This window comes from Gordonia sp. G4, from assembly GCF_057770005.1.
Window position 1 is genome coordinate 4,384,471 of sequence record NZ_CM173442.1, and the last position, 22,396, is coordinate 4,406,866.

The 22,396-nt window shown below is 65.8% G+C and carries 27 protein-coding genes; 12 read left to right on the plus strand and 15 right to left on the minus strand.

The features are described 5' to 3' along the window. Window positions 1-63 precede the first annotated feature (63 nt). Window positions 64-2,193 carry an MMPL family transporter gene (locus AC3B5T_RS19765; RefSeq protein ID WP_055475985.1) on the minus strand — a complete coding sequence of 710 codons (2,130 nt, stop codon included), beginning with the start codon at window positions 2,191-2,193 and terminating at the stop codon, window positions 64-66. Between the two features lie 162 nt (window positions 2,194-2,355). Here AC3B5T_RS19765 and AC3B5T_RS19770 point away from each other — a divergent pair, with 162 nt between their 5' ends. Beyond that, the gene (locus tag AC3B5T_RS19770; protein ID WP_055475984.1) at window positions 2,356-2,622 is read left to right on the plus strand and encodes a metal-sensitive transcriptional regulator; all 267 of its coding nucleotides are present in this window, start codon (window positions 2,356-2,358) and stop codon (window positions 2,620-2,622) included. Between the two features lie 251 nt (window positions 2,623-2,873). On the opposite strand, the gene AC3B5T_RS19775 is transcribed toward AC3B5T_RS19770, so the two are convergent. The 11 genes from AC3B5T_RS19775 to AC3B5T_RS19825 form a co-directional block, all read right to left on the minus strand. Then, window positions 2,874-3,287 (minus strand): MerR family transcriptional regulator, encoded by a 414-nt coding sequence (locus AC3B5T_RS19775; RefSeq protein ID WP_055475983.1) that lies wholly within the window; start codon window positions 3,285-3,287, stop codon window positions 2,874-2,876. 25 nt (window positions 3,288-3,312) lie between these two features. Beyond that, complete coding sequence (locus AC3B5T_RS19780) at window positions 3,313-4,791, minus strand: SulP family inorganic anion transporter (RefSeq protein WP_156354242.1); 1,479 nt, start codon at window positions 4,789-4,791, stop codon at window positions 3,313-3,315. Window positions 4,792-5,043: 252 nt separating this feature from the next. Further along, on the minus strand, window positions 5,044-6,210 hold the full coding sequence (locus tag AC3B5T_RS19785) for a hypothetical protein (RefSeq protein ID WP_156354240.1): 1,167 nt from the start codon (window positions 6,208-6,210) through the stop codon (window positions 5,044-5,046). 701 nt (window positions 6,211-6,911) lie between these two features. After that, window positions 6,912-7,238 carry a helix-turn-helix domain-containing protein gene (locus AC3B5T_RS19790; RefSeq protein WP_055475981.1) on the minus strand — a complete coding sequence of 109 codons (327 nt, stop codon included), beginning with the start codon at window positions 7,236-7,238 and terminating at the stop codon, window positions 6,912-6,914. Continuing rightward, window positions 7,235-8,323, minus strand: a complete 1,089-nt coding sequence (locus tag AC3B5T_RS19795; RefSeq protein ID WP_197282784.1) for a tyrosine-type recombinase/integrase — start codon at window positions 8,321-8,323, stop codon at window positions 7,235-7,237. The genes AC3B5T_RS19790 and AC3B5T_RS19795 overlap by 4 nt, the downstream gene beginning before the upstream one ends. 148 nt (window positions 8,324-8,471) lie before the next feature. Further along, window positions 8,472-8,744, minus strand: a complete 273-nt coding sequence (locus tag AC3B5T_RS19800; RefSeq protein WP_055475980.1) for a redoxin NrdH — start codon at window positions 8,742-8,744, stop codon at window positions 8,472-8,474. A 506-nt stretch (window positions 8,745-9,250) separates the two neighbouring features. Continuing rightward, window positions 9,251-10,261, minus strand: coding sequence for a DUF3560 domain-containing protein (locus AC3B5T_RS19805; protein ID WP_055475979.1), 1,011 nt, complete (start codon window positions 10,259-10,261; stop codon window positions 9,251-9,253). Between the two features lie 43 nt (window positions 10,262-10,304). Continuing rightward, complete coding sequence (locus AC3B5T_RS19810; protein ID WP_055475978.1) at window positions 10,305-10,799, minus strand: hypothetical protein; 495 nt, start codon at window positions 10,797-10,799, stop codon at window positions 10,305-10,307. A gap of 53 nt (window positions 10,800-10,852) precedes the next feature. Further along, window positions 10,853-11,098: a hypothetical protein gene (locus AC3B5T_RS19815; RefSeq protein WP_231632719.1), complete on the minus strand. Its 246-nt coding sequence runs from the start codon at window positions 11,096-11,098 to the stop codon at window positions 10,853-10,855. Further along, the gene (locus tag AC3B5T_RS19820; protein ID WP_231632718.1) at window positions 11,095-11,286 is read right to left on the minus strand and encodes a hypothetical protein; all 192 of its coding nucleotides are present in this window, start codon (window positions 11,284-11,286) and stop codon (window positions 11,095-11,097) included. The genes AC3B5T_RS19815 and AC3B5T_RS19820 overlap by 4 nt, the downstream gene beginning before the upstream one ends. A gap of 34 nt (window positions 11,287-11,320) precedes the next feature. Beyond that, window positions 11,321-11,473, minus strand: coding sequence for a hypothetical protein (locus AC3B5T_RS19825; protein WP_197282780.1), 153 nt, complete (start codon window positions 11,471-11,473; stop codon window positions 11,321-11,323). Between the two features lie 334 nt (window positions 11,474-11,807). On the opposite strand from AC3B5T_RS19825, the gene AC3B5T_RS19830 reads away from it, so the two are divergent. After that, window positions 11,808-11,969, plus strand: coding sequence for a hypothetical protein (locus AC3B5T_RS19830; RefSeq protein WP_156354238.1), 162 nt, complete (start codon window positions 11,808-11,810; stop codon window positions 11,967-11,969). 22 nt (window positions 11,970-11,991) lie between these two features. Here the strand turns inward: AC3B5T_RS19830 and AC3B5T_RS19835 are convergent, their stop codons facing one another. Next, window positions 11,992-12,918 carry a DUF4192 family protein gene (locus AC3B5T_RS19835; RefSeq protein ID WP_055475975.1) on the minus strand — a complete coding sequence of 309 codons (927 nt, stop codon included), beginning with the start codon at window positions 12,916-12,918 and terminating at the stop codon, window positions 11,992-11,994. A gap of 405 nt (window positions 12,919-13,323) precedes the next feature. On the opposite strand from AC3B5T_RS19835, the gene AC3B5T_RS19840 reads away from it, so the two are divergent. From AC3B5T_RS19840 to AC3B5T_RS19860, 5 genes are read left to right on the plus strand one after another with little or no spacing between them, the layout of a single operon-like run. Then, entirely contained in the window at window positions 13,324-13,686 is a 363-nt protein-coding gene (locus AC3B5T_RS19840; RefSeq protein WP_020173050.1) for an ArsR/SmtB family transcription factor, read from the plus strand. Next, entirely contained in the window at window positions 13,683-14,783 is a 1,101-nt protein-coding gene (gene arsB, locus AC3B5T_RS19845) for an ACR3 family arsenite efflux transporter (RefSeq protein WP_005193688.1), read from the plus strand. Before AC3B5T_RS19840 ends, arsB begins: the two co-directional genes overlap by 4 nt. Further along, window positions 14,776-15,459 carry an arsenate reductase ArsC gene (locus tag AC3B5T_RS19850; protein WP_006360545.1) on the plus strand — a complete coding sequence of 228 codons (684 nt, stop codon included), beginning with the start codon at window positions 14,776-14,778 and terminating at the stop codon, window positions 15,457-15,459. Before arsB ends, AC3B5T_RS19850 begins: the two co-directional genes overlap by 8 nt. A gap of 41 nt (window positions 15,460-15,500) precedes the next feature. Beyond that, entirely contained in the window at window positions 15,501-15,926 is a 426-nt protein-coding gene (locus AC3B5T_RS19855) for an arsenate reductase ArsC (RefSeq protein WP_006360546.1), read from the plus strand. Next, the gene (locus AC3B5T_RS19860) at window positions 15,923-16,333 is read left to right on the plus strand and encodes an arsenate-mycothiol transferase ArsC (protein ID WP_055477315.1); all 411 of its coding nucleotides are present in this window, start codon (window positions 15,923-15,925) and stop codon (window positions 16,331-16,333) included. Before AC3B5T_RS19855 ends, AC3B5T_RS19860 begins: the two co-directional genes overlap by 4 nt. A gap of 23 nt (window positions 16,334-16,356) precedes the next feature. Here AC3B5T_RS19860 and AC3B5T_RS19865 read toward each other — a convergent pair whose 3' ends face one another. Then, entirely contained in the window at window positions 16,357-16,842 is a 486-nt protein-coding gene (locus AC3B5T_RS19865; protein WP_010844638.1) for an ArsI/CadI family heavy metal resistance metalloenzyme, read from the minus strand. A 97-nt stretch (window positions 16,843-16,939) separates the two neighbouring features. Between AC3B5T_RS19865 and AC3B5T_RS19870 the strand changes: the two genes are divergently transcribed. Next, a complete protein-coding gene (locus AC3B5T_RS19870) occupies window positions 16,940-17,302 on the plus strand; it encodes an Rv2640c family ArsR-like transcriptional regulator (protein WP_005193682.1) in 363 nt (120 codons plus the stop codon). Window positions 17,303-17,871: 569 nt separating this feature from the next. Here the strand turns inward: AC3B5T_RS19870 and AC3B5T_RS19875 are convergent. After that, window positions 17,872-18,468, minus strand: a complete 597-nt coding sequence (locus AC3B5T_RS19875) for a class I SAM-dependent methyltransferase (RefSeq protein WP_005193680.1) — start codon at window positions 18,466-18,468, stop codon at window positions 17,872-17,874. A 92-nt stretch (window positions 18,469-18,560) separates the two neighbouring features. Here AC3B5T_RS19875 and AC3B5T_RS19880 point away from each other — a divergent pair, with 92 nt between their 5' ends. From AC3B5T_RS19880 to AC3B5T_RS19895, 4 genes are all read left to right on the plus strand, one after another. Then, a complete protein-coding gene (locus tag AC3B5T_RS19880) occupies window positions 18,561-18,962 on the plus strand; it encodes an ArsR/SmtB family transcription factor (RefSeq protein ID WP_010844639.1) in 402 nt (133 codons plus the stop codon). After that, window positions 18,959-20,959 (plus strand): heavy metal translocating P-type ATPase, encoded by a 2,001-nt coding sequence (locus AC3B5T_RS19885; protein WP_005193676.1) that lies wholly within the window; start codon window positions 18,959-18,961, stop codon window positions 20,957-20,959. The genes AC3B5T_RS19880 and AC3B5T_RS19885 overlap by 4 nt, the downstream gene beginning before the upstream one ends. Next, window positions 20,956-21,471: a signal peptidase II gene (locus AC3B5T_RS19890; RefSeq protein WP_005193672.1), complete on the plus strand. Its 516-nt coding sequence runs from the start codon at window positions 20,956-20,958 to the stop codon at window positions 21,469-21,471. The genes AC3B5T_RS19885 and AC3B5T_RS19890 overlap by 4 nt, the downstream gene beginning before the upstream one ends. A 267-nt stretch (window positions 21,472-21,738) precedes the next feature. Next, window positions 21,739-22,392 carry a DsbA family protein gene (locus AC3B5T_RS19895; RefSeq protein ID WP_005193670.1) on the plus strand — a complete coding sequence of 218 codons (654 nt, stop codon included), beginning with the start codon at window positions 21,739-21,741 and terminating at the stop codon, window positions 22,390-22,392. The last annotated feature ends 4 nt before the right edge of the window (window positions 22,393-22,396 follow it).

A 22,396-nucleotide genomic window follows, 5' to 3' on the forward strand; every position in this document is an offset into this window, starting at 1 on the left:
TCCTTTTCAGTGGTGGTGTACTTCGCGGGCAGCCATTGTCTATGGTGCCTGGTCGATCGTCGGTCAGTGCGAGAACTTGATGGAGGGCAGAACTCGGCGCAGCCACGCCGGGGACCACCATGCGGCCCGGCCGGTCAGGCGCAGCAACGCCGGTAGCAGCATCAATCGGATCAGAACCGCATCCAGCAGCACCGCCACACCCAGGATGATCCCCATCTCTTTGGGTGGCAACGGGTCAGCAAGGGCGAAGGTGAAGAACACTGCGACCATCACCGCTGCGGCGGCGAAGATAATTCGTCCCGAATGGGCCATGCCGTCGATCTGCGCGCGGTCGGGGTCACCGGTGCGTTCGTAGTGTTCTTTGGCGGTGGCCAGCAGGAAGACGGTGTAGTCCATCGCGATGGCGAAGATCATGGCGAAGAAGAACACCGGCCCCCAGCCGTCGAGGAAACCTTGCGGGGTAAATCCCAGGACCCCCGACAGGTGGCCGTCCTGGAAGATCAGCTTTGCCACCCCGAATGCTGCTGCTGTCGACAACAGGCTCACCAGGGTGCCGATCACCGCTATCAGCGGTGCTTGCAGTGCAAGCAACAGCAGCACGAACCCCAGGACCAAGATGATGCCGACGATCAGCGGGAAGTAGTCGTTGAGGGCCTGTTGCAGATCGAGGTTCTCCGTCGGAGCGCCGCCGACCAGAACATCTGCGGGCAAGGCGGTACGCAGGTCATCAACGACGGTGGCCATGCGGGCATCGGAGGGGTCCACCGACGGCAGTGCTTGCACCATCACATAATCGGTGCCGTCGCCGGCCGGTTGCGGCGGGGTGACCATGTTGATGCCGGGAGTTTGCGCAGCTGTGGTGGCCGCCTGTTGCGCCTGGGCAGCAGGCGCGATGATCTGCAGCATGCCGGGAGCACCTTCACCCATCTGCTGCTGGACCAGTTCATAGCCCTGCCGCACCGGCGCATCTTCGGGCACCACCGAGATCGAGGGCATGGCTACCTTGAGTCCGATCACTGGAAGGGCCAGCGCTACCAGCACGATCAGCGAGCCGACCGCAAACGGCCACGGATGGTCGTGCAGGGCCTTTCCCCACCGTTCGAACAGCGGCGAACGATGCTGCTGGCGTTTGGCATACGGGAGCGATGCCGCGTTGACCTTCGGGCCCAGAGCGCCCAGGGTGGCCGGAAGCAATGTCAACGTGGCCGCCAGGACGAACGTCACCGCAAGCATGATGCCCACCGCCATCGTCCGCACCGCAGGTGCCGGCACCAACAAGACCGCCGACAAACTCACCAACACCGTGATCCCGGACAGAACCACCGCTTTGCCTGCGGTGTCCATGGTCTCAGCGACCGCACCCGACCTGGTGCTGTGGTTGTTCAGGGCGTCACGAAAACGGGAGACGATGAACAGCGCGTAGTCGATCCCCAGGGCGAGGGCGAACATCATCGCAAAATTCATCGCCCACACCGATATCGGAGTGACCTGATTGAGAAGGACCAGGCCACCGGCTGAGGCCACCAACCCTGCGATGGTCAGCAACAGGGGCAACCCGGCGGCCACCAGCGAACCGAATGCCAGCACCATGATGGCCAGGGTGACCGGCCAGGAGAACAGTTCAGCCTTGATCATCGCGTCGTGGTTGGCCTTGTTGAAATCGCTCCACAGCGCCGACGCACCCGTCGGATACACCTGCACATCATCACCCGAGAGTCCGGTGAGCTGTCCCTTGACATCGTCGACCGCCCGGACCATGTCGTCGGTGTTCGCATTCGCACCCGCGATCAGGATGGCTGTGTGCTGATCCGGGCTGATCGTCATCCCCGGCTGTGGGGCCAGCACCTCACCGAACCGGGAGTCACCGTCGAACACCGCCGCCGCGGCCGCAATCGTTTCCTGCATCGCCGGGCCGTCGACGGTGTCGCGGTCTGAATGGATGACGACCTGCACCGCCGCCGACGAGTTCCCGCCGAAGTGCTGCTGCGCCAGCTCACGGACCTGCACCGACTCCGAGCCATTCGCCTGCCACCCGGCCCCGGCTAACGAGGAAAACACCGACGGCGCGATGGCCCCCAAACCGATCAGCACCAGCAGCCAGACCCCGAAGACCACGCGCGACCGGCCGGCCATCGACGCACCCCAGCGGCCCAGAACTCCGACAGTGGTCGTGGTCGATCTGGTGTCGGTCATCGCAGTAGCGCTCCTTTCACTGTGGTATACCCCCATGGGTATCGATCTATGTCTCGAGACGATACCCCCTAGGGTATTTATGTCAACCGTGTAGCGTTCGTGGCTTGATACCCCAGGGGGTACCCTCGGGTAGATTGATTCAAACAGGAAGGGGCGCATCCAGTGGCCGGAGATGAAGAAGCGATGACTGCGGTGCTCAACAGGCTGCGCCGGGCGCAAGGCCAATTAGCTGGCGTGATCACGATGATCGAGGCTGGCCGCGACTGCAAAGATGTCGTGACCCAGCTCGCCGCCGTGTCTCGAGCGCTCGATCGTGCCGGGTTCAAAATTGTCGCCTCGGGAATGCGCCAGTGCATCAACGGCGCCGACGAGGGGCAGGCCCCGCTCACCGAGGCCGAACTGGAAAAATTGTTCTTGGCGCTGGCATAACTTCGCTGTCGCCTTGACTGGTGTTCCGGGTGTCTCTTTGGTCCAGAAGACGGCACGTAGAACAATTAGCCCATCAGAAGCTACGCACGATGTGGGGGGTGCAGCGGAGAGACACCTTGCCGTTCTACCAGTGTCCGCGAAACCGGCCCTAAGAGACGAAATGGTGCGAGCAGAAACCCAGTACAGCGGGCAATGCCGTTAGTGCGGCCCTGACCGATGGCTCTGACCATCTGCTGGACGACGGTCTCTTATCAATTCTTCGGTGCTGGCGGTGCGTACTCGGCGAGCTGGGTGGTGAGTTCGCGCGCGTAGGCCAGTTGTTTGGTGAGTTTGGCGCATGCCTGTTCGGCCCGTGTGTGGCAGTCCGCCAGATAGGTCGCCGCGGCGGTCTGTTGCGTCTTGGTGGAGGTGGGTTCCGCGATGGTCTCGAGCGCTTGAAGGAGTTCGCGCATCTCCTCGAGGGTGAAGCCTAGGGGTTTCATCCGGCGGATCGCCAGGAGCCGCTCGATGTCACTGGTGGTGTAGAGGCGAAACCCCCCGGCCGAACGTGCTGAGGGGGTCACCAAACCGACTTCGTCGTAGTGGCGAATGGTTTTGACCGACAACTCGGTTCGTGTGGCGACCTCCCCGATCTGCAGGTGGCCATCGTCGATGTCGGTGCTCACGTGGTGCTGCCCTTTCCCGATACCGCTAGTGCGAGCCGGTGAGTTGTCCGCTCAGCTGCTGGTGTCGCTGCGCGCTGTTGTCGTTCATACCAGTGATGGTGACCGTCTTGCCTTTGGCGGCGTACTTGGTGGTGATCGCGTCGAGGGAGGCGACGGTCGAGGCATCCCAGATGTGCGAGCGGCTCATGTCGATGACGATGTTGTCCGGGTCGCCGGCGTAGTCGAACTGGTAGACCAGGTCGTTGCTGGAGGCGAAGAACAACTCCCCTTCTACGGCGTAGACGCGGGTGTGATCGTCGGGGTGGGCGATGTCGGTGACGGTGGTCAGGTGTGCGACGCGGCGGGCGAACAGGACCATAGCCGCGATGACGCCGACGGCCACACCGTAGGCCAGGTTGTGGGTAAGGACGGTGACCAGGACGGTCAGGGCCATGACCGTGGTCTCGCTCTTGGGCATGTGCCGCAACGTGCGTGGGGTGATGCTGTGCCAGTCCATGGTGCCGACCGCCACCATGATCATGACGGCCACCAGAGCGGCCATGGGGATCTTGGCGACGATATCGCCCAGTCCGACAACAAGAATCAGCAGGAACACGCCGGAGAGGAACGTGGAGATGCGGGTGCGTGCGCCGGAGACCTTGACGTTGATCATGGTCTGGCCGATCATGGCGCAGCCGCCTAGGCCGCCGAAGAAGCCGGTGACGACGTTGGCCACCCCTTGTCCGGTGGCTTCGCGGGTTTTGTTGGAGTGGGTGTCGGTGATGTCGTCGACGAACTTGGCGGTCATCAGTGATTCGAGGAGTCCGACGATCGCCATGGTGAAGGCGTACGGGGCGATGATGGTCAGGGTGTCCAGGGTCATCGGGACATCCGGGATCAGGAAGGTGGGCAGGCTCGAGGGCAGGTCGCCCTCGTCGCCCACATTGGGCACGGTGAACCCGAACGTCAGTGTGGCGGCCGTCAATAGCACGATCGCCACGAGCGGGGCCGGGACGATGGTGGAGAGTTTGGGGAGCAGCACCATGATGGCGATACCGATGGCGACCAGCGGGTACACCAGCCAGGGCACGTCGATGAGGTGCGTGAGCTGGGAGATGAAAATCAAGATGGCCAGGGCGTTGACGAAGCCGACCATGACGCTGCGGGGGATGAATCGCATCAGTCGCGCGACTCCCAGGCCGCCCAGGAGGAGTTGGAAGATGCCGGCGAGAATCACCGCAGCGATCAGGTAATCCAGGCCGTGGCTCTCGACCAGCGGGGCGACGACCAGAGCGACCGCGCCGGTGGCTGCGGAGATCATGGCGCGGCGCCCGCCGACGATGGCGATCGTGACGGCCATGGTGAAGGACGCAAAGAGGCCGACCCGTGGATCTACCCCGGCGATGATAGAAAACGAGATGGCTTCGGGGATCAAGGCCAAGGCCACCACGAGGCCGGCGAGTACCTCGGTGCGCAGACGGCGGGGCGAGCGCAGCGCGGCGAGCACCGAGTGCTCGTCGGCCACAGACTTCGATAAGGACGTGGGTAGAGAGACCACCACCGGCTCCGTTCTCACGCCGCGCGGTATGCAATGGCGGCGATAGATGTCTTGGGCACACGCGTCGTTGCGTGCAAAGGACTGTCAGAAAGCCGAATGCGCTTCTGGCGACAAGCGCTCAGTGCGCACTGCCCGACTTCGATTCATGACTCTACCCTTACCGGAGGGTAGAGTTGCAACCGGCCTGTTCTAGTGTGATCGAGCGCCCTGGTGCCTGGCTCAGGTTTCTAGGCGCCCGTGCTCGCGAACATGTGGTCTGCGGTCCGTGTCGTGGCTGTGGAGGTAGGCGGTGTAGTCGCGCCCGGCGAGTGCGGCCCAACCGGTGGTGGTGGTGGCGCTCAGCCCCAGTTGGGTGGCGATGACGGCGGCCGGTAGATCAGCGCCCAGGACGAGCATGGCATGGTTGCGGCTAATGCGGCTGGGAACGTCTGCGGCGGTGAGCTTTCGGCTCAGAGTGGCTAGATGCAGCGGATGGTGCGCCCGGCTTCCGGGAAAGAGGTAATGGCCGCGGCCGTCTCTGGTGAGGGCGTTCGGGTTGGCTGACACCGTCTCGGCGAGCTGATCGATGAGGTCGGCGAGGCGATCGGGCAGTTCCACAGGGTGGCGCGCCACGGTGATGTAGCGGCGGGCCTTTCGGCTCGTCAGCGACGAGGTGGTCAGATTCTGTAGCTGGGATAATCGCGCGCCGTAGAGCAGGACAAGCAACCCAGCCACGCGAATGGACAGATCAGCCGACGTGTCCCCCGACAGTAGGGCCGCGATCGCTCGCTGGTGATCGTTTTCGTCGCCGGTCTGCGACGGAGGCGGGTTGATATAACGGCTGACCGACAGGTTGTTAGCCAGCCCGCGGTAGGTGAGCCAACCGATGAAACCGGCAATGTTGTTGGTGCGCTGGTGCCGGCCGCCGGTCCAGGCGTCCAGCATCGGCTGCGTGAGATCGTCTATTGTACAACCAGATTCATCGAGGTGTACTAGCAGCAGGACGGCGGTGCGGATCCGGCTACGCGCGTTGTCGGCGGCAGCGTGGGTAAATCGTCGGCGACGGGATCTGCGGCGGGCACGGCGCAAGATGGCCCAGTGTCCATAGGGCCCGATCAGAGAGCTCTGATGGGGCGGCAGAGCAGCAGCGGTTTCGGTTATCCACGTCTCGAGCCGTTCTAGTGGTTCATCGCGCACCGGCAGGAGTCGGGCATCGACGAGCAACTCACGCAGGTGGTGCCGTCCCCACGACGGAGGGCACTGGTCCAGTGTCCGGTGGCTCAAGGGTTCGTCGATCAACGCCAGACGGGTGAGCAGTGCCGAGGTGGTGGGTTTGCTCAGCCACCGCAGCGTCGAGTGCGGTTGGCCCCGATCCGCTAGATAGTTGGGCAGCGGCTCAAGGCCCACTGGTACCGATCCGTGGGGACCGGTCAGCAGTTCACGGGTGAGCCGGATGATCGAACATCGGTGACACGTCTGGGCAAAATGGTGCGGTCCCGCATGACCGCAGACGCTACACACGTAGCCGACCTCCGACCCAGCGCACGGGCCACATATCGGCTGCCCGGCAGCATTTCTCCCGATCAGCGCACGATCGTCACTGCATTGCGCGCACCGCCCTGGGTGGTACAGGGTTGTCCGGTAGCACCGCTGGCAGACCGGGCCCAGCGGCCACTGAGTGTGGACTGGGCGCGACTGCGCGCAGATTCCACATACCTTCGCCGGGGTGCTCGCGCAGCGATGGCACAGATCCACGGTGCCAGCGCGGGCCCGGATCGCGATCGGTGCGGGGGTCCCACACTGTCCGCACCGGCGCGAGGGGGCGGTGTAGCAGCGTTGGCACAGCTCACCTACCTCATTGGTGGCTTTGATGTGGTCGGCGCGGCCGCATCCGGCACAGCGCCGTTTGGGCCGTGAACAATGCACACACAACGGCTCACCCGCGGCGGTCCGCGTGGACGGCAGCTTCTGTTTGCCGCAGCTGCTGCACTTCTCGTGGCGGCGGGCGTTGTAGCAGCGGCGGCACAGCCCGCCCTCGGGAGTCCGTTTGACCCGGGCGGCTATCCGCCCGCAGTCAGAGCATGGGTATTTCGGAGGTACAGCGACGCTCATGATTCGGTATGGGGACGCCGGATCGTGGTGCGACGCGCCGCGATAGGGGTGACACCTGCATCACGACCGGCAGTCTTCTTCACTGCGGCGTCGATGATGCGGGGTTCAATCAGATCGTTAGGGGTGCAGTCGAGGATGTCGCACAGGGCTACCAGGGTGTGCATGCTCAGTCGCTGCGGCTGACCGGTCACCAGCCGGTACACCTGTTCGCGTGACAACGTGATGCCGCGGTCGGCCAGGTGTGGTTGCAGGTCGGTCGTGGAAAACATCCCCTGCTCAGCCATCTTGGTACGCAAGTGCCAGAGGTAGTCGATCTGTTTCATGGAGTGGTCCTGTCGTCGAAGTGGTGCCCATAGCGGGCATGGATCGATTGCATGAGCAGGCCGTTGCGGTATTCGTTGCTGACTCCGACGTACACCGCGGTGGTCGAGGAGAATGCATGCCCGACCTGCTCTTGGATGAACCGTTCGGGGTAGTCGAACTCGACGAGATGGGTGACATAAGAGTGGCGTAGCGAATGCAAGTCCAGCGCGGGATCGAGGCCGGCGGCATCGCGGGCAGCAGCAAATGCGGCATTGATGGCGCGTACGCCCAGGCGGCTGCCGCGCTCGGTCAGAAACAGAGCCGGGTGCTTGTTGTGGTCGAACTCGCAACGGATCTCGGTGAGGTAGTGATCCAGGATCTCGACGATCCAGCTCATCTCCGGGACCGTGAGCACAGTTCGCCGCTTCGGTGGCCCACCACGGGAGGCCTTGCCGGACCGCACGGTCACCGCACCGAACCGCCCGAACGCGGGGAACTTGGAGTTTCGGCGCAGATCAACAACATCGGACCGCGAAACCTCATTGCGACGCATTCCGTAGGCGTAGCAGTACTTCAGCGCAACCGCGTCCCGCAGCGCGGGTAGCGCACCCTTGCGGCGGCGGGCCCGGATCTGAGCCACCCGACCGTCAGCAGCATCAAACAACGCCTGGGTCTCGTCGTAGGTCATCGGCCGCCGGCCCTCATCGCCCTCGTACTCACCCACGTGAATGATGGAGTTGTCTTCATGGAAGACCTGCAACGGCGCCCGACCAAACCGGCTGGTGCACTCAGAGATCCATCCGTACCGAGGGTCGATCAGATAGGAGCAGAACAGACCGATCTCGACCTCGTAGCCGCGGACCGTCGAAAACCGCAGAGGAGTAGCCCCCGAACGCAAGTCACTGACCCACGCCTCGCCCTCCTCAGGAGTCCACTGCCACGGATACAACCCGGTATACTCAGCAAAGCGCTGGACCAACCGGACCCGCGGCCTGATCGTCGCCTCGCGCAAGAACCGTGCCCGCTGTTGCTGAGCCCAACCCTGCACCATCGCCTCGAACACCGACCGTTCAGGATCAAGCTCTACAACATTTGATGCCAGCACCTTTCGCGCACCGGCTACATCTTCACCCGTCACACCACCGTTGTATCAGATGCATCATTGATGCACACAAGGTAGGCGGCTCTACCGGCACATTCACGGACACATTCGTTAACATCCGGCGGGAAAGCCAGCTAGAAGGCCAATCCCGTCACCCCGCCAATGATGCATCCGATGACAATAAATCCTGTTGGGCGAGTGCTTTGATGCGGTCGGGACGGAATCCTGACCAGTGGTCGTCGCCGGCGACCACGACGGGGGCTTGCAGGTAGCCCAGGCTCATCACGTAGTCACGCGCGGTGTCGTCGGTGCTGATGTCGACCACCTGGTAGGTCAGGCCCTGCTTGTCGAGGGCTTTGTAGGTGGCGTTGCACTGCACGCACGCGGGCTTGGTGTAGACGGTGATCGTGGTGTTCTCGTTCATGATGTCGGCCCTTCTCTGGTGTCGTCGCGAGTGCTGGTCTGTGCGTCTATTGTACCGCGTATTACGTTGCTGCACAACGATTTACGCTGTTCACAGTCTGTTTTCAGGGTGTCTGGTGGTGGTGCTTTTCCTGATATCTGCCGCCCATACGCCCGGCCGGGGGGTGTCAATGGAGTGCAGGGAAGAAGTCGCCGCGATATAAGCGGCGCCGAGCGGGAGCGAGGCAGAGCGCGTGGCGAGTTGTTACCGAAATGGATTTGACGCGGTCCGGTTGGGCGCCATGACAATTCGGCAGGCCAGGCAAAGCCCCGGAAGGTGAGTGGAACGAGCGACGGGCCCCCGCCGGAAATGGCTGATGCTGTGAGGTTTTCGGACGTGACTCGCGGATGGCTGGTTGCGGGGCGCACTGGTGGGCGGTGGGCGCGTAGCGCCCTGCGGTGCTTCGGGTTCGATGCCCGAAGCACCGGACTCGCCCCGCCTGCGCGGGGTGGGTCCGGGCTGGCTCGTCAGGCCGTGGCGGCGTCTTCGGCGGTGTCGGTGGTCTCGCTCTGGGGGCGGTGGCCCTGAATCTCGGGGTAGGGCACGGTGTGGCGGATCATGCGGCCGCCGAACGGTGCTGGCGTTTCGACGCTGACGGTCTTTTTGTTAGTGCGCAGCACGGGCGTCCATCCTTGGTGACGGACCTTGACCAGGTCACCGGCGGTGATGGTGTCGGGGCTGTAGTCGCCGGCGGTGCCGTCGGCGATCTGGGCGTCGCGGATGCCCTGCCAGTAGGTGATGTTCGCGGCGCGTTCGGCCATGCGGGCGATGAGGCGTTCGCGGTACTCGCCGGTTGCGGCCGTGGTTTCCTCGGTGTGCTTCATCCCTCGGGCGTCGGTGAACAGGGTTCGGGTGTGCCCATCGAGGGCGCGTTGATCGGCGCGCTGCTCGGTTTCGAGTTTCTGGATCCGGTTGGCGACGGTGACCGGGCTGTTGCGTAGTGCGGTGGTGCGGGCGGCGGATTCGGCGCGCTGGGCGGCGTGGTCGGCTTCTCGGTCGGCGGCTACGGCTTCGGTGAGGGCGTTGTGGGCGCGGTCGATCGCGCGGCGGTGCCGGCCTTCGCTGTGGTGTCCGACCTTGATCGGCTCGCCGCCCGGGGGGAGTGCGGCCGTTGCCCGTTGTTCGGCGGTCCATGCGGCCTCGGCGTCGGCGGCGCGGCGGGCGGCTTTGTTCTCGAGTGCGGCGACCCGGTCGGCTTGGCGGTTGGCGCGGTCGGTTTCGGCCTGGGCGGGGTCGCGGTGGGTGCGGTCGATCTCGACGGTGACGGTGTGGCCGGCTTCGGTGAGGGCGCGGGCGGCGCGGTTGATCTTGTACTCGTTGGGTTGGCGGTCTCGGCTGGACTGGATCCCCATCATGCCCAGGGAGCGGAACCAGCGAAACCCGTTCGCGCGCAGTATTTCGTAGGTGCCATCGCCTCGGATCATGCCGTCGGCGAGGGTGCCGTCGGCGGCGGTGTGGGTGATGTCGATCGTGGTCATGATGTGCCTTCCCGGCCGGTGTGGTGGAGGGGTGAGGGGTGGGTTAGTGGGCGTGGTTGGGGCGGTGTCGGTCGATGTCGGGCCAGCGGCCTGGGGTCAGTCCCTCGGTGAGGTCGCCGGGTTGGCTGGCGGCGGTGGCGGCGCGGGCGAAGATCTCCCACAGCTGGGGGCCGGGGTGGTGGTGGTCGGCGCGGGCGTGGGCGATGACGGCCTGCTGCCAGCTCATCCAGGCGCCGGCGGGCCCGTGTAGCGCCGGGGTGAGGTGGCGGTTGCTGGTGGCGGCGGCGCGTCGTGCTGCGGCGCACACCTCGGGGTAGGTCCTGGTGAGGGTGCGTTCCCGGCGCGGGTAGTGCTCGGTGAGGGTGTCGAGGGTCCAGGCGAGTAGGTCGACGTCGAGGAGCATGCGGTGACCGGTGCGGCGGCGGGTGTCGGCGGCGAGGTTCGCGGCGGTCCAGAGGAAGCCGGCTCGGGTGGCGGCGTAGTCGGCGGGCACGACGGCGGGGCTGTAGGTGTCGGGTGTGGTGAGGGTGGCGGTCATGGGTCGGGTCCTTCCCGGGTGGTGGGTGTGGCGGGTTGTGGAGCTGCGGGCGCTCACCGCAGCAGGTGGTCGTGGACTTTCACCTGTCGGGGAGCGTCGATGCCGTCCAGGGCGGGCAGGGTCGCGGTGCGGTGTCCGGCGGCGTGGCGGCCGGTGAGGGTGAAACCGTGCTGGCCTGGGGTGACGGGAGAGAGGTACCAGCTGGTACCGGATGGGTTGCCGAGCAGGCCGGGCACGTACTCAGTGCGCGAGGTGCCGGTGTCGGCGTTGATGGTGGTCAGCTCGGTTGCCCACGTCACCGACACGAGCGCGAACAGCGGGCCGTCGTGGTCGGTGACCGGCTCGCCGGTGCCGGTGGTGAGCGGTTCGACCGGGGTGCCGGGGTCGGGGTGCCCGGGGAGGCGTCGACGCGGCCAACGACGTGGGCAATGGTGCCGTCGTTGAGGGTTGCGGGGATGGTGCTCAGTGCGGCGCGGCTGGTGGTCATGTTGTGCTCCTTCGGGTTTGGGGGTATCGGTTGATCAGTGGTGGGTGTGCAGGGCGCGGCTGGCGGCGGCGCGGTCCTGGCGGTTGGCCTGGCGCTTGGCGGCGCGGATGGTGTGGCGGTTCTGGTGTGCGCGGCTGGCGCGGGTAAAGACGTCGCGCTGGGTGCCGTTGCGGGTCTGGCGTGCCATCGTGGGTTCCTCCTGCGGCCGGGTGGTTTGTGTGACACCTGCCATCTCGTTGCCGGCGGGAGGTCGGTGCAAGGGTGTTCACAGCGAAAAAGTCATCCGGGGCGCAGCCCTGCAAACCCGTAGGGCGGATTAGTTTTTCGCGGCCCTTGTCGCCGGGCCGACCAGAGGTACGAGAATGGAAGGGGGCAACAAACCCCCGTTCGTGTGCGGCGCAGCCGCGCACAGGTATCGAGTCCGGCCGGCAGGCCGGTCGATCTAGTGCGCCGGGCGCAGCTCGGCCAACAGGGCTGTTCGGCGTAGCCGTTCCGCTGTGGTGGCCGTTACCGTGGTGGGTATGTCTTCTGTGGAGCGCGCGTTGGCTGATCTGTGGGTGCCGCTGGTGTCTGAGGTGGCAGCGGTCGCCGAGGGGCGGGCGGTGTCGGGTCCTGACGCGCCGCGCACTGATCTGTGGTGGCGGGAGGCGATGCCGCCGGGGGTGGAGGCTCAGATTCTCTGACCTGAGCCTCCGACCCACCGCGCTACACGTCGTCGGGGGTGGGGAAGTGTCCGCCGAACAGTTCGTCGACGGTCTCGGCGGCGGGGATCATGCCGACCAGGCGGTGGGGGTGCGTCCCGGCCTGTAGCGACTGGTTGAGCAGCTTCGCGAGGTTCGGCAGGGCGTCGGTTTCGGCGATGTGGTCGAAGATGATTCCGGCCATTGCGCCGTTTCCGCCGATGTAGTGGCAGGCGGCGGCGAGGGTGAGTACGTTCGCCCGGTCGCGGCCTCGGAGCGGGCGGGACAGTTCGGTGAATACGGCGGCGGCGGAGCGCGGGTTGTAGGCGGCGGTGCGCAGGAATGCGTCTCGGTAGACCGGGTGGTTGCCGATCATGGCGGCGACCTGGGCGGACAATTCGCGCGGGACCTCGGTGGGCCAGTGCACCATGGCTGAGACGACGGCCTTGGCGGCAAGGTCGGGTTGCAGCTCGACGCCGTGGGTGGTGATGGGGTCGGTGGTGGCCAGGGTGTCGCGCGCGGCGTCGCGGGTCGCGGTGATGGGTGCCCCTGCGGCCACTCGGGCGGCGCTGGCGAAGCTGTCGCGGTAGTCGTCGCTGACGCCGAACTCCCCGGCGATCAGGTCGTGGTAGACGGCGGGCTGGTCACAGCGGGCGATGAGGATACGGTGGTCGGTCTCGATGCCGTGGCGAACGAGGGTGTCGCTCATCGTGCCGGCCGCTGCGTCTGCAACCTCGAGGTTTTCGGAGATCGCGACGACGGAGGCGGAGGGGATGTTGTTGGTGCGCAGAGCTTCGGCGATGATTTCGGCAGCGTCGGCGGTCTCGGCAATGTCGTGGCGGCAGGTGACAGCCAGCTCGGCGCCGATGACGACGATCGACTCGGCGGGGACGAATCCGAGCAGGCCGGGGATCGCTGCGATGAGGGCTTCGGTGGTGAGTGTGCGGTGCATGGTCGCTCCTTTGAGTGTGCGGGATCGCTTTGCTACCGGAGGACTCTGGCTGGAGGTCACCGACACCAAGGAGGAAAGCGTGATTGTTTTCGGGGCGCTCGCGCCCTGTGAACCGCTTGCGGCGAAAAGAATCTCGCGCCTTGGTGGCGGGGGCTGGAAGCCATAGGCTCGGAGGTGCAAAGCGATCCGGGACCACGCTTTTCACAGCGCGGCGTAGCCGCTTCCGATCAGGTGTCGGCGTAGCCGGCAGTCTCGTGCCGTACTGCCGTACTGCCAGCAGTCAGGCTCGACGTAACCACACCGGACGCAACCCCGCAGTCGGGGATCTCAATGCGGGAACGCAAGTGCGCTCCCGGGTATCGGAGGGCCTTGTCCCGTTGAATCGATGTATGTCAATATTGACGGGTGTCGAATAAGAACTTGCTTCTCTTGCCAGGCCGCGGCCTGAGTGGTGACGAGACCGGAGCGGTTACCCCGCTGCTGAAGGCGCTCGCGGATCCGGTTCGGCTGCGGTTGCTGTCGGAGGTCGCCGCGCATCCGGGAGGTGAGGCGTGCGTGTGCGACATCTCCGGGCCGTTCGAGCTGTCGCAGCCGACGATCTCGCATCATCTCAAGGTGCTGCGTCAGGCGGGTCTGGTGACGAGCGAACGCCGCGCGACCTGGGTGTACTACCGTGTGAACACCGAAGCACTGCAACAACTGTCGGTCCTGCTGGGCGATCTCGCCATGGTTGTGGGGGAAACTCGTTCGTGCGAGGCCGACCAGTGACCACCACCGACACCGCGGTCGCGGCGAAGTTGTCGATGCTCGACCGGTTCCTGCCGGTGTGGATCGGCGCAGCAATGGTCGCGGGCCTGATGCTGGGCCGCACCGTTCCCGGCCTGGGTGACGCCCTGGCGGCCGTGGAGATCGACGGCATCTCGCTGCCAATCGCTCTCGGACTGCTGATCATGATGTATCCGGTGCTGGCCAAGGTGCGCTACGACCGACTCGACTCGGTCACTGGCGATCGTCGCCTGCTCCTGGGATCGCTCCTGCTGAACTGGATCGTCGGACCCGCGTTGATGTTCGCGCTGGCCTGGCTTCTGCTCCCGGACCTACCGGAATACCGGACCGGACTGATCATCGTCGGTCTGGCGCGCTGTATCGCGATGGTCATCATCTGGAACGACCTGGCGTGCGGCGACCGCGAGGCGGCTGCCGTCCTCGTCGCACTGAACTCGGTGTTCCAGGTGATCATGTTCGCCGTGCTGGGCTGGTTCTACCTTTCGGTGCTACCCGGATGGCTCGGCCTGGAACAGACGACCATCGACACCTCGCCGTGGCAGATCGCGAAGTCGGTGCTGATCTTCCTCGGAATCCCGTTGATCGCCGGCTATCTCACCCGCCGCATCGGCGAACGGGCCAGAGGCCGCGAATGGTACGAATCCTCGTTCCTCCCGCGATTGGGGCCGTGGGCCCTCTACGGTCTGCTGTTCACCATCGTCATCCTGTTCGCCTTGCAGGGGGAGCAGATCACCTCTCACCCGTGGGACGTCGTGCGGATCGCGCTGCCGCTGCTGATCTACTTCGCGGTGATGTGGGGTGGCGGATTCGTCCTCGGCGCCGCGATGGGGCTGGGTTACGCACGGACCACCACGCTGGCGTTCACCGCCGCCGGCAACAACTTCGAACTCGCCATCGCCGTCGCGATCGCGACCTATGGTGCGACCTCCGGCCAGGCTCTCGCCGGGGTCATCGGGCCACTGATCGAGGTCCCGGTTCTCGTCGCCCTCGTCTATGTGTCCCTGGCGTTGCGGAAACGCTTCACAACTCCCACTGCTTCTAGCCTAGATGTGTCGAAGGAGCCTGCTCGCGATGTCTGAGAATGCGTTGGACGAACACCTACGTCGCGGTGAACACCGCGAGCAGCCCGAACTGTTGATGCCTCATACCGTGTTGGCCCGTACCGCCGCCGACTTGGCCGCCAAGTACGAAGGGGTGGTGTCTCGCCAGACGGTAGAACGCTGTGTCTTCGAGTCCTACACCGTGTTACGGCGTACCTCCCGGGTGCATACGCATCTGACGACCTTGGCGGGCCGGTTCGCGGCTGATCGGTTACGCGCCCTCGCCCAGGCTGAGGGCGCGGTGCCCAAGGATGTGCCCGAGGTTCTCTTCATCTGCGTGCAGAACGCCGGCCGCTCGCAGATGGCCGCAGGATTGTTGACCCATCACGCCGCTGGGCGGGTACACGTGCGCTCAGCCGGGTCAACACCCGCGCACTCGATCAACCCGACCGTCGTCGAAGCAATGAGCGAGATCGGCGTCGACTTGGGTACGCAGTACCCCAAACCGCTAACCGACGATGTGGTCGCCGCCGCCGACGTGGTCGTAGCGATGGGTTGCGGCGACGCGTGTCCGATCTATCCCGGTAAGCGGTATCTCGACTGGACGGTCTCCGATCCTGAAGGCCGTCCACTAGGCGAGGTTCGCGCCATCCGCGATGACCTTGATGCCCGGGTTCGCGAGCTCCTTGCCGAGCTCACGGCCGACCGTGTGTGACTTTCCGAGCTTTCCTCCACAGCTGAAAGGGCCTGTGTTTCATGTCTTCCTCTCGACCTAGCGTGCTGTTCGTGTGCGTCCACAATGCTGGCCGCTCACAGATGGCCGCGGGGTTCCTCACCGCTCTGAGCCAGGGCAGTGTCGAGGTCCGCTCCGCCGGATCTGCTCCCGCCGACTCAATCAATCCCGCCGCTGTCGCGGCGATGGCCGAAGTCGGTATCGACATCTCCGCGCAGTCACCGAAGATCCTCACCCCCGACACGGTCGAATCCTCCGACGTGGTGATCACCATGGGCTGTGGCGATGCATGTCCAGTATTCCCCGGCGTCAGGTACCGCGACTGGGCCCTCGACGACCCAGCCGGCCAAGGCATTGACGCGGTCCGCCCGATCCGCGATCAGATCCGCGGACTCGTCGAGGACCTCCTCGACGAACTCGTACCCGCCGACCAGCAGGTCGGCCGGTGAGCACGACACCGCAGGTGCTGTTCGTGTGCGTGTCCAATCGCGGCAAATCGGTGATGGCCGAACATCTCACACCGACAGTCACCGCCCGGATCACCCCATCCTCGGCCGGCACCAGCGCGAAAATCGGCGGCCAGGTCAACGACCTGTCCGCCCAGGCGCTCGCCGAAGTCGGCGCCACCGTGGACGGACATCAGCCGCGCCAACTCACCGACGAACTGATGCAAACTGCAGATCTCGTCGTGGTGGTCGGCACCGCCGACGTCACCCCACCCGACGGCGTCGCCCTCGAAGTGTGGAACACCGACGAACCCTCCGAACGGGTCATCGACGGCATCGAACGGATGCGACTAATCCGCGACGACATCACCAACCGGATCCGCGCCCTCGCCGACCGCATCGCGCGGTAGGCGAGAGCGCAAGCCACGACCCCTCAGCAGCAAGCAGTGCGCACCTCAGCCGGTTCGGCGGCGCTGCCACCGCAGCACACCGAACCCTGCTCGACGTCATCGTTGGCGTTCTGCTCCAACAGTTTCGGGCTGGTCCCGAACGTGTCGGAGTCGGCGAGCACGGTGTAGACCTCCCACTTCTCGTTCGCCGGTCCGGTCACCCAGACCTTGTCCTGGGTTGCGAAACAGCAGGTGGAGTTGATCTCCTCCTGGGTGAACAGGCCCTCCCCGGACAGCCTGGCGATCTCGGCGTGCACCTTCTCGCTCGATTCGACCTCGACGCCGAGGTGGTTGATCGTGCCGCCCTGGCCGGGGTTCTCTAGCAGCACCAGTTTCAGGGGCGGCTCGACGATCGCGAAGTTGGCGTATCCCGGCTTGCGTTTGGCCGGGGTGGTGTTGAACAGCTTGGAGTAGAACTCGATCGCGGTATCGAGATCATCGACGTTGAGCGCGAGCTGCATACGGGACATGACCATCACCTTCACCTGTGAGACATATATCGAACTACTGACACATGCAGGGTGCCACCTTTTCGACATATGTCAAGTAGGGGCGTACGATCTGGTCATGCCGAAGCCCTTGCCGATGGTCGACATCAGCGCCCCGATCTGCTGCGCACCGGTATCGGCGGCACCGCTCGATGACGACACCGCGCTGCAGATCGCGTTGCGGCTCAAGGCGCTTGCCGATCCCGTTCGGATCAAGCTCGTCTCAATCCTGCTTACCGACACCGGTGACGGGACCTGCACCTGCGACCTCGCGACCGCGGTCGGCCTCACCGAAGCCACCACCAGTCACCACCTGGGGCAGCTCCGCAAAGCCGGCATGGTCACCCCCGAGCGCCGCGGCATGAACGTCTACTACCGAGCGCAACCGGACTCGTTGGAAGCACTACGCAACGTTCTCAGCGCTACGACGGGTTGCTGTTGAACGGCGACGGCACGAACTGAGCGAGCCTTATCCGGGTGTCCTTTTGGCAGGCCAACTCCGGTGTCTTTCAGCAGGTCAGCGAGCATGGCGAGCAATCCAGCTCGGCTGGTGGCGGGCAGATCGGATCGGTGATCACGGCGTGGCCGGCGCCAGCGAGGGCGGTGATGCGGGCGGCGACGCTGACCGCGTGCCCGAACAGGTCTCCGTCGCGGACGACTGCGCTGCCGTAGTGGATCGATCCCGGCGCGTAGGGCGATGAATCCGTCTTGACCGGCGGCCGCGGCCGCGGGGGCGGTGATCGTGGCGAGGATCACTTGGGGGGCGTCGGCGGTGAGCATCACCGCATCGCCGATGGCCTTGACCAGCCGCGTGCCCGGTCGTAGAGCCTGCCTGCCAGGTCTGAGAGGCCAACCGTATGGCCAGTTCTGCGGCTTCCTGGTCGCCGCAGAACTCGGTGAACACGCTGTATCCGGCGAGGTCGACGAACGCCACCGCGACGTCACGCTGCTCGAGCTCGGCGAGCTCGTCCGAGGGAGGGCCATGGTGATGCCCGTGCAGTGGTGGCGTGGTCATCGGTCACCGGCACGGCGGGCACGGAACCGGGCGAGCGCAGGGTTCTCGCGGACCGTGATGTCGGTCAGAGGCAAAGACGTCAGGCGCAGGCGGAGTTCGCCACGGGGGATGAACCGGTGCGGTGCCCCTTCGAGGTTGTGCAGCAGCCGCGCCGGTGCGCTGCCGAGCAGGTCGTAGCCGACCAGCATTCCGCCGGGCGCGAGCACTCGGGCGGCCTCGGCGAGTGCGCGTTCCCAGTCGATGACGTGGTGCAACATGATGAACGAGACGACGGTGTCGAAGCTTCCGTCCTCGAACGGCAGGGCTGTGGCGTCGGCGACCTGGGCGTGAGCGCGGGCCCCGAAACCCTGCAGCCGATCGCTGGCGGCGGCGACCATGACCGGGTCGAAGTCGGTGACGGTCACATCCACGAGTTCGTCGGGGTTGGTGGTGAGGATCTGTTCGGTCATCGCGCCGGCGCCGCCACCGATTTCAAGGACCCGGCCTCGGGGATGGATGCCTTGCAGCGCCCACGGGAGTACCCACCTGCCGGTGGCCGCCTGCCACGGTGCGCTGCGGCAGAACAGAGACTCGATCGTCGACATCGACGGCATACCAACAGCTCCCACCATCTCGCCCGGCCGCGCCTGCTGCCACTTCTTCGTGATGATTCGATTACAGCACACAATGCCGCTATCATCGTCATATGACGATGAATGAGTGCTCGGTGGCGACTGGGGCGGACCTCGATCCCGCGGTGGCGTTGTTCCACAGCCTCTCCGATGGGACCCGTCTGGCAATCGCAACCCGCCTCGCGCACGGTGGCGAGGCCCGGGTGGCGGATCTGATGGCGGAGCTGGGGTTGGCGCAATCGACGGTCTCCGCGCACGTGGCGTGCTTACGGGACTGTGGGCTCGTCGAAGGCCGCCCGCAGGGGCGGCAGGTGTTCTACAGCCTGGCCCGACCGGAGCTGATGGACGTGCTCGCCGCCGCCGAAACCCTCCTGGCAGCGACCGGAAACGCGGTTGTGTTGTGCCCGAACTACGGCACCGACGCCACCACCTCCTGCTGCACAACGGGCGACACGAAGGCGGGGGTGCGGCGATGAGCGACGCATGCGGATGCGGGCACGACGAACCGGCCAGTGAGGACGAGCAGGCTCCGGAGCACTGGTGGCAGGTGCGGGAGCTGCAGGCTGCCGCCGCGGCCGCGGTGTTCCTGCTCGCCGCGTACATCACCAGCTGGTCCGGCGGCCCCGAACCGGTCGCGCTCGCCCTGGAGTGGGTGGCGCTGCTGATCGGGGCGTGGACATTCGTCCCCTCGACCCTGAGCCGGTTGGCGAAGGGCAAAATTGGCGTCGGCACCCTGATGACGATTGCTGCGGTCGGCGCGGTGATCCTCGGCGAGGTCGGCGAAGCCGCGATGCTCGCTGTGCTGTTCTCCATCAGCGAAGGCCTTGAGGAGTACGCCGTCGCCCGCACCCGCCGCGGGCTGCGGGCGCTACTAAATCTGGTCCCGGACTCCGCGACCGTGCTCCGCGACGGCACCCCGGTCACCGTCTCCCCGGCGGAATTGGCCGTCGGGGACCAGATGTTGGTCAAACCCGGCGAGCGGATCGCCACCGACGGCACCATCACCGAAGGCCGCACCGCACTGGATGTTTCGGCGATCACCGGCGAATCCGTGCCTGTCGAAGCCGGACCCGGCACGCAGGTCTACGCCGGGTCGATCAACAGCACCGGCGCCCTGAGCGTGCATGTCACCAGCACGGCGGAGAACAACTCGCTGGCCAAGATCGTGCAGATCGTCGAGGCCGAACAGTCCCGCAAGGGCGACGCGCAACGCCTCGCCGACCGGATCGCCAAGCCCCTGGTACCGGCGATCATGATCTTCGCCGCCGCCATTGCGATCCTCGGCTCCCTGCTCGGTGACCCGGCCACGTGGATCGAACGGGCCCTGGTCGTGCTCGTCGCCGCGTCGCCGTGTGCGCTGGCGATCTCTGTGCCGGTGACCGTGGTCGCGGCGATCGGCGCCGCCAGCAAGATCGGCGTCCTGGTCAAAGGAGGTGCCGCCCTCGAAGCCCTCGGCCGGGTCCGCACCGTCGCCCTCGACAAGACCGGCACTCTGACCGCGAACCGGCCCACCGTCGTCGACATCGCCACCACCCCCACCGACACCGCTGCTCCTAGCACCGGGAGCAGCCTGGGCGACCGCACTCCGGGCCAGGAGCGGGTGCTCGCCGTCGCCGCGGCGCTGGAAGCGCACAGCGAACACCCGCTCGCCCGCGCGATCCTCGCCGCCCACGGCGAGACCACCGCCGCGCGCGATGTGCAGGCTGTTCCCGGGGCCGGCCTGACCGGCCTCGTCGACGGACGGCCCGCGCGGCTGGGCCGTCCCGACTGGATCGAGCCCGGCCCGCTCGATGAGCGGGTCGCGGCCATGCAGGCCGACGGCGCCACCGCCGTCCTGATCGAACACGACGGTCAGGTCATCGGCGCGGTCGCCGTCCGTGACGAGCTTCGCCCCGAAGCCGGCGCGGTAATCGAGCACCTGCACCGCATCGGCGCCACGGTCGCGATGCTCACCGGCGACAACACCGCCACCGCCAACGCGCTGGCGAAGATCGCCGGCATCGACGACGTACACGCCGACCTCCGCCCCGAAGACAAGGCCCGCATCATCGGCGACCTCCGAACGAACTCGTTCACCGCGATGGTCGGCGACGGCATCAACGACGCTCCCGCCCTGGCCACCGCCGACCTCGGCATCGCCATGGGCGCAATGGGATCGGACGTAGCGATCGAAACCGCCGACGTCGCCCTCATGGGCGAAGACCTCCGCACCCTCCCGCAGGCACTCGATCACGCCCGCCGCGCCCGGAAGATCATGCTGCAGAACGTCGGCCTGTCCCTCGCCCTGATCGCGATCCTCATCCCTCTCGCGCTGTTCGGGATACTCGGCCTCGCCGCCGTCGTCGCCGTCCACGAACTCGCCGAGATCGTCGTCATCGCCAACGGAGTCCGCGCCGGCCGGGTCAAAGCGCTAGCCCGGGCGAGGACCGGAACTGGCCAGCGGACTCCGTCCGTAGTGACGGTCGGGCAGTGATCACCGCGGTTCCGGTGGCGCACCGCCGCGTACGCCTCACACGGCGGTGCGGGCTGCTGGCCGTCGCTGTCGGACTCGCGGCCACCGATCTGGCCGTCAAGGCATGGGCCACAAGCGCGCTCGCGGACGGCGCAGTCATCGGAACGGGGCCGGTGCAGCTGCGGCTGGCATTCAATCCGGGCGCGGCGTTTTCGATCGCCGCCGATGCCCCGGCATGGGTGCTGCCCACAGTCACCGGAATCATCACCTTCATCGTCGCGGTCACCTCCTGGCGGATGGCGCCAGGCACCGGGCACCTCGGGCGGCTGGGGTTAGCAGCGATCCTCGGCGGGGCAAGCGCCAATCTCATCGATCGGTTCCCCGACGGAGTGGTCACTGACTATCTCCACACCGGTTGGTGGCCAACGTTCAACCTCGCTGACACATTCATCGTCGGCGGCGCTGCCATCTTGATCACCCTCACCGCATTCAGGAGTCCCGACGAACGAGCGCAGCATTCACCCGAGCGCTGACCCCCCCCCGATCCGGCGCAGGGCCCGGCTGGCCGCGCTGGTCACTGCCCGGCTCACCGTCTGCCCGGAGTCTCGATGGTCCGCTCCCAGAGGAAACGCCAGAGACTCCTCGCTGCCGGATACAGAATCTGATCCGCTTGTAGCGCGCACCCATGAAGACTGAGAACAGACATCAGGTTCATACATTCCGGGCGCTACCCCGAAGGCAACCCCCGGCCTGATGAGACCGATCCTCATTCCCGCCGACATCGCCTCTACGTTGAACGTATGACCAGACCAACCAAGTTCGCGTGGGCGTTCTTCGTAACCATTATCGTCGGTATCGGAGTCGCCGTCCTCGTCGATCAGGACACTTCCACACCCGCCCCGTCCGATACCGCCGCGGTGTCTGATCTGGTGACCCGGCCCGACAGTCATCGGCTGACGTCGCCTGCGCAGAGCCGGGCGCAATTCGTCGAGTTCCTGGACTTCGAGTGCGAAGCCTGCGGAGCCATCTACCCGGTCATCGAGGATCTGCGGCGAACCTACGGCGACCGCGTTACGTTCGTCGTCCGCTACTTTCCGATGCCCGGACACTTCAACGCCGAACGTGCTGCTCGCGCGGTCGAAGCCGCCGCCCAGCAGGGGCGGTTCGAGCAGATGTACCAGCGCATGTTCACCACCCAAACCCATTGGGGCGAACAGCAAGTCCCCGCTGACGACCTGTTCCGTAGCTTCGCCGTCGACCTCGATCTCGATATGGCGGCCTTCGACACGGTCTACAACAGCCCGGCCACGCTCGAACGGATCCGCGCCGACGTCGCTGACGGTCTGGCTCTCGGGGTCCAAGGCACCCCCACATTCTTCCTCGACGAGAATCGGCTACAACCGAACACGATCGACGACCTCACCGCGGCGGTGCGTGCAGCGGCGTCTGAATGATCTC

Bases quoted from the DNA above. Each gene is read 5' to 3' on its own strand.
- AC3B5T_RS19810 (WP_055475978.1), bottom strand. From the start codon at position 10,799: ATGACCGCCACCCTCACCACACCCGACACCTACAGCCCCGCCGTCGTG.
- AC3B5T_RS19825 (WP_197282780.1), bottom strand. From the start codon at position 11,473: ATGGCACGCCAGACCCGCAACGGCACCCAGCGCGACGTCTTTACCCGC.
- AC3B5T_RS19895 (WP_005193670.1), top strand. From the start codon at position 21,739: ATGACCAGACCAACCAAGTTCGCGTGGGCGTTCTTCGTAACCATTATC.
- AC3B5T_RS19850 (WP_006360545.1), top strand. From the start codon at position 14,776: ATGTCTGAGAATGCGTTGGACGAACACCTACGTCGCGGTGAACACCGC.
- AC3B5T_RS19805 (WP_055475979.1), bottom strand. From the start codon at position 10,261: ATGACCACGATCGACATCACCCACACCGCCGCCGACGGCACCCTCGCC.
- AC3B5T_RS19880 (WP_010844639.1), top strand. From the start codon at position 18,561: ATGACGATGAATGAGTGCTCGGTGGCGACTGGGGCGGACCTCGATCCC.
- AC3B5T_RS19875 (WP_005193680.1), bottom strand. From the start codon at position 18,468: ATGCCGTCGATGTCGACGATCGAGTCTCTGTTCTGCCGCAGCGCACCG.
- AC3B5T_RS19865 (WP_010844638.1), bottom strand. From the start codon at position 16,842: ATGTCCCGTATGCAGCTCGCGCTCAACGTCGATGATCTCGATACCGCG.
- AC3B5T_RS19800 (WP_055475980.1), bottom strand. From the start codon at position 8,744: ATGAACGAGAACACCACGATCACCGTCTACACCAAGCCCGCGTGCGTG.
- AC3B5T_RS19885 (WP_005193676.1), top strand. From the start codon at position 18,959: ATGAGCGACGCATGCGGATGCGGGCACGACGAACCGGCCAGTGAGGAC.
- AC3B5T_RS19765 (WP_055475985.1), bottom strand. From the start codon at position 2,193: ATGACCGACACCAGATCGACCACGACCACTGTCGGAGTTCTGGGCCGC.
- AC3B5T_RS19830 (WP_156354238.1), top strand. From the start codon at position 11,808: ATGTCTTCTGTGGAGCGCGCGTTGGCTGATCTGTGGGTGCCGCTGGTG.
- AC3B5T_RS19820 (WP_231632718.1), bottom strand. From the start codon at position 11,286: ATGACCACCAGCCGCGCCGCACTGAGCACCATCCCCGCAACCCTCAAC.
- AC3B5T_RS19835 (WP_055475975.1), bottom strand. From the start codon at position 12,918: ATGCACCGCACACTCACCACCGAAGCCCTCATCGCAGCGATCCCCGGC.
- AC3B5T_RS19870 (WP_005193682.1), top strand. From the start codon at position 16,940: ATGCCGAAGCCCTTGCCGATGGTCGACATCAGCGCCCCGATCTGCTGC.
- AC3B5T_RS19855 (WP_006360546.1), top strand. From the start codon at position 15,501: ATGTCTTCCTCTCGACCTAGCGTGCTGTTCGTGTGCGTCCACAATGCT.
- AC3B5T_RS19790 (WP_055475981.1), bottom strand. From the start codon at position 7,238: ATGAAACAGATCGACTACCTCTGGCACTTGCGTACCAAGATGGCTGAG.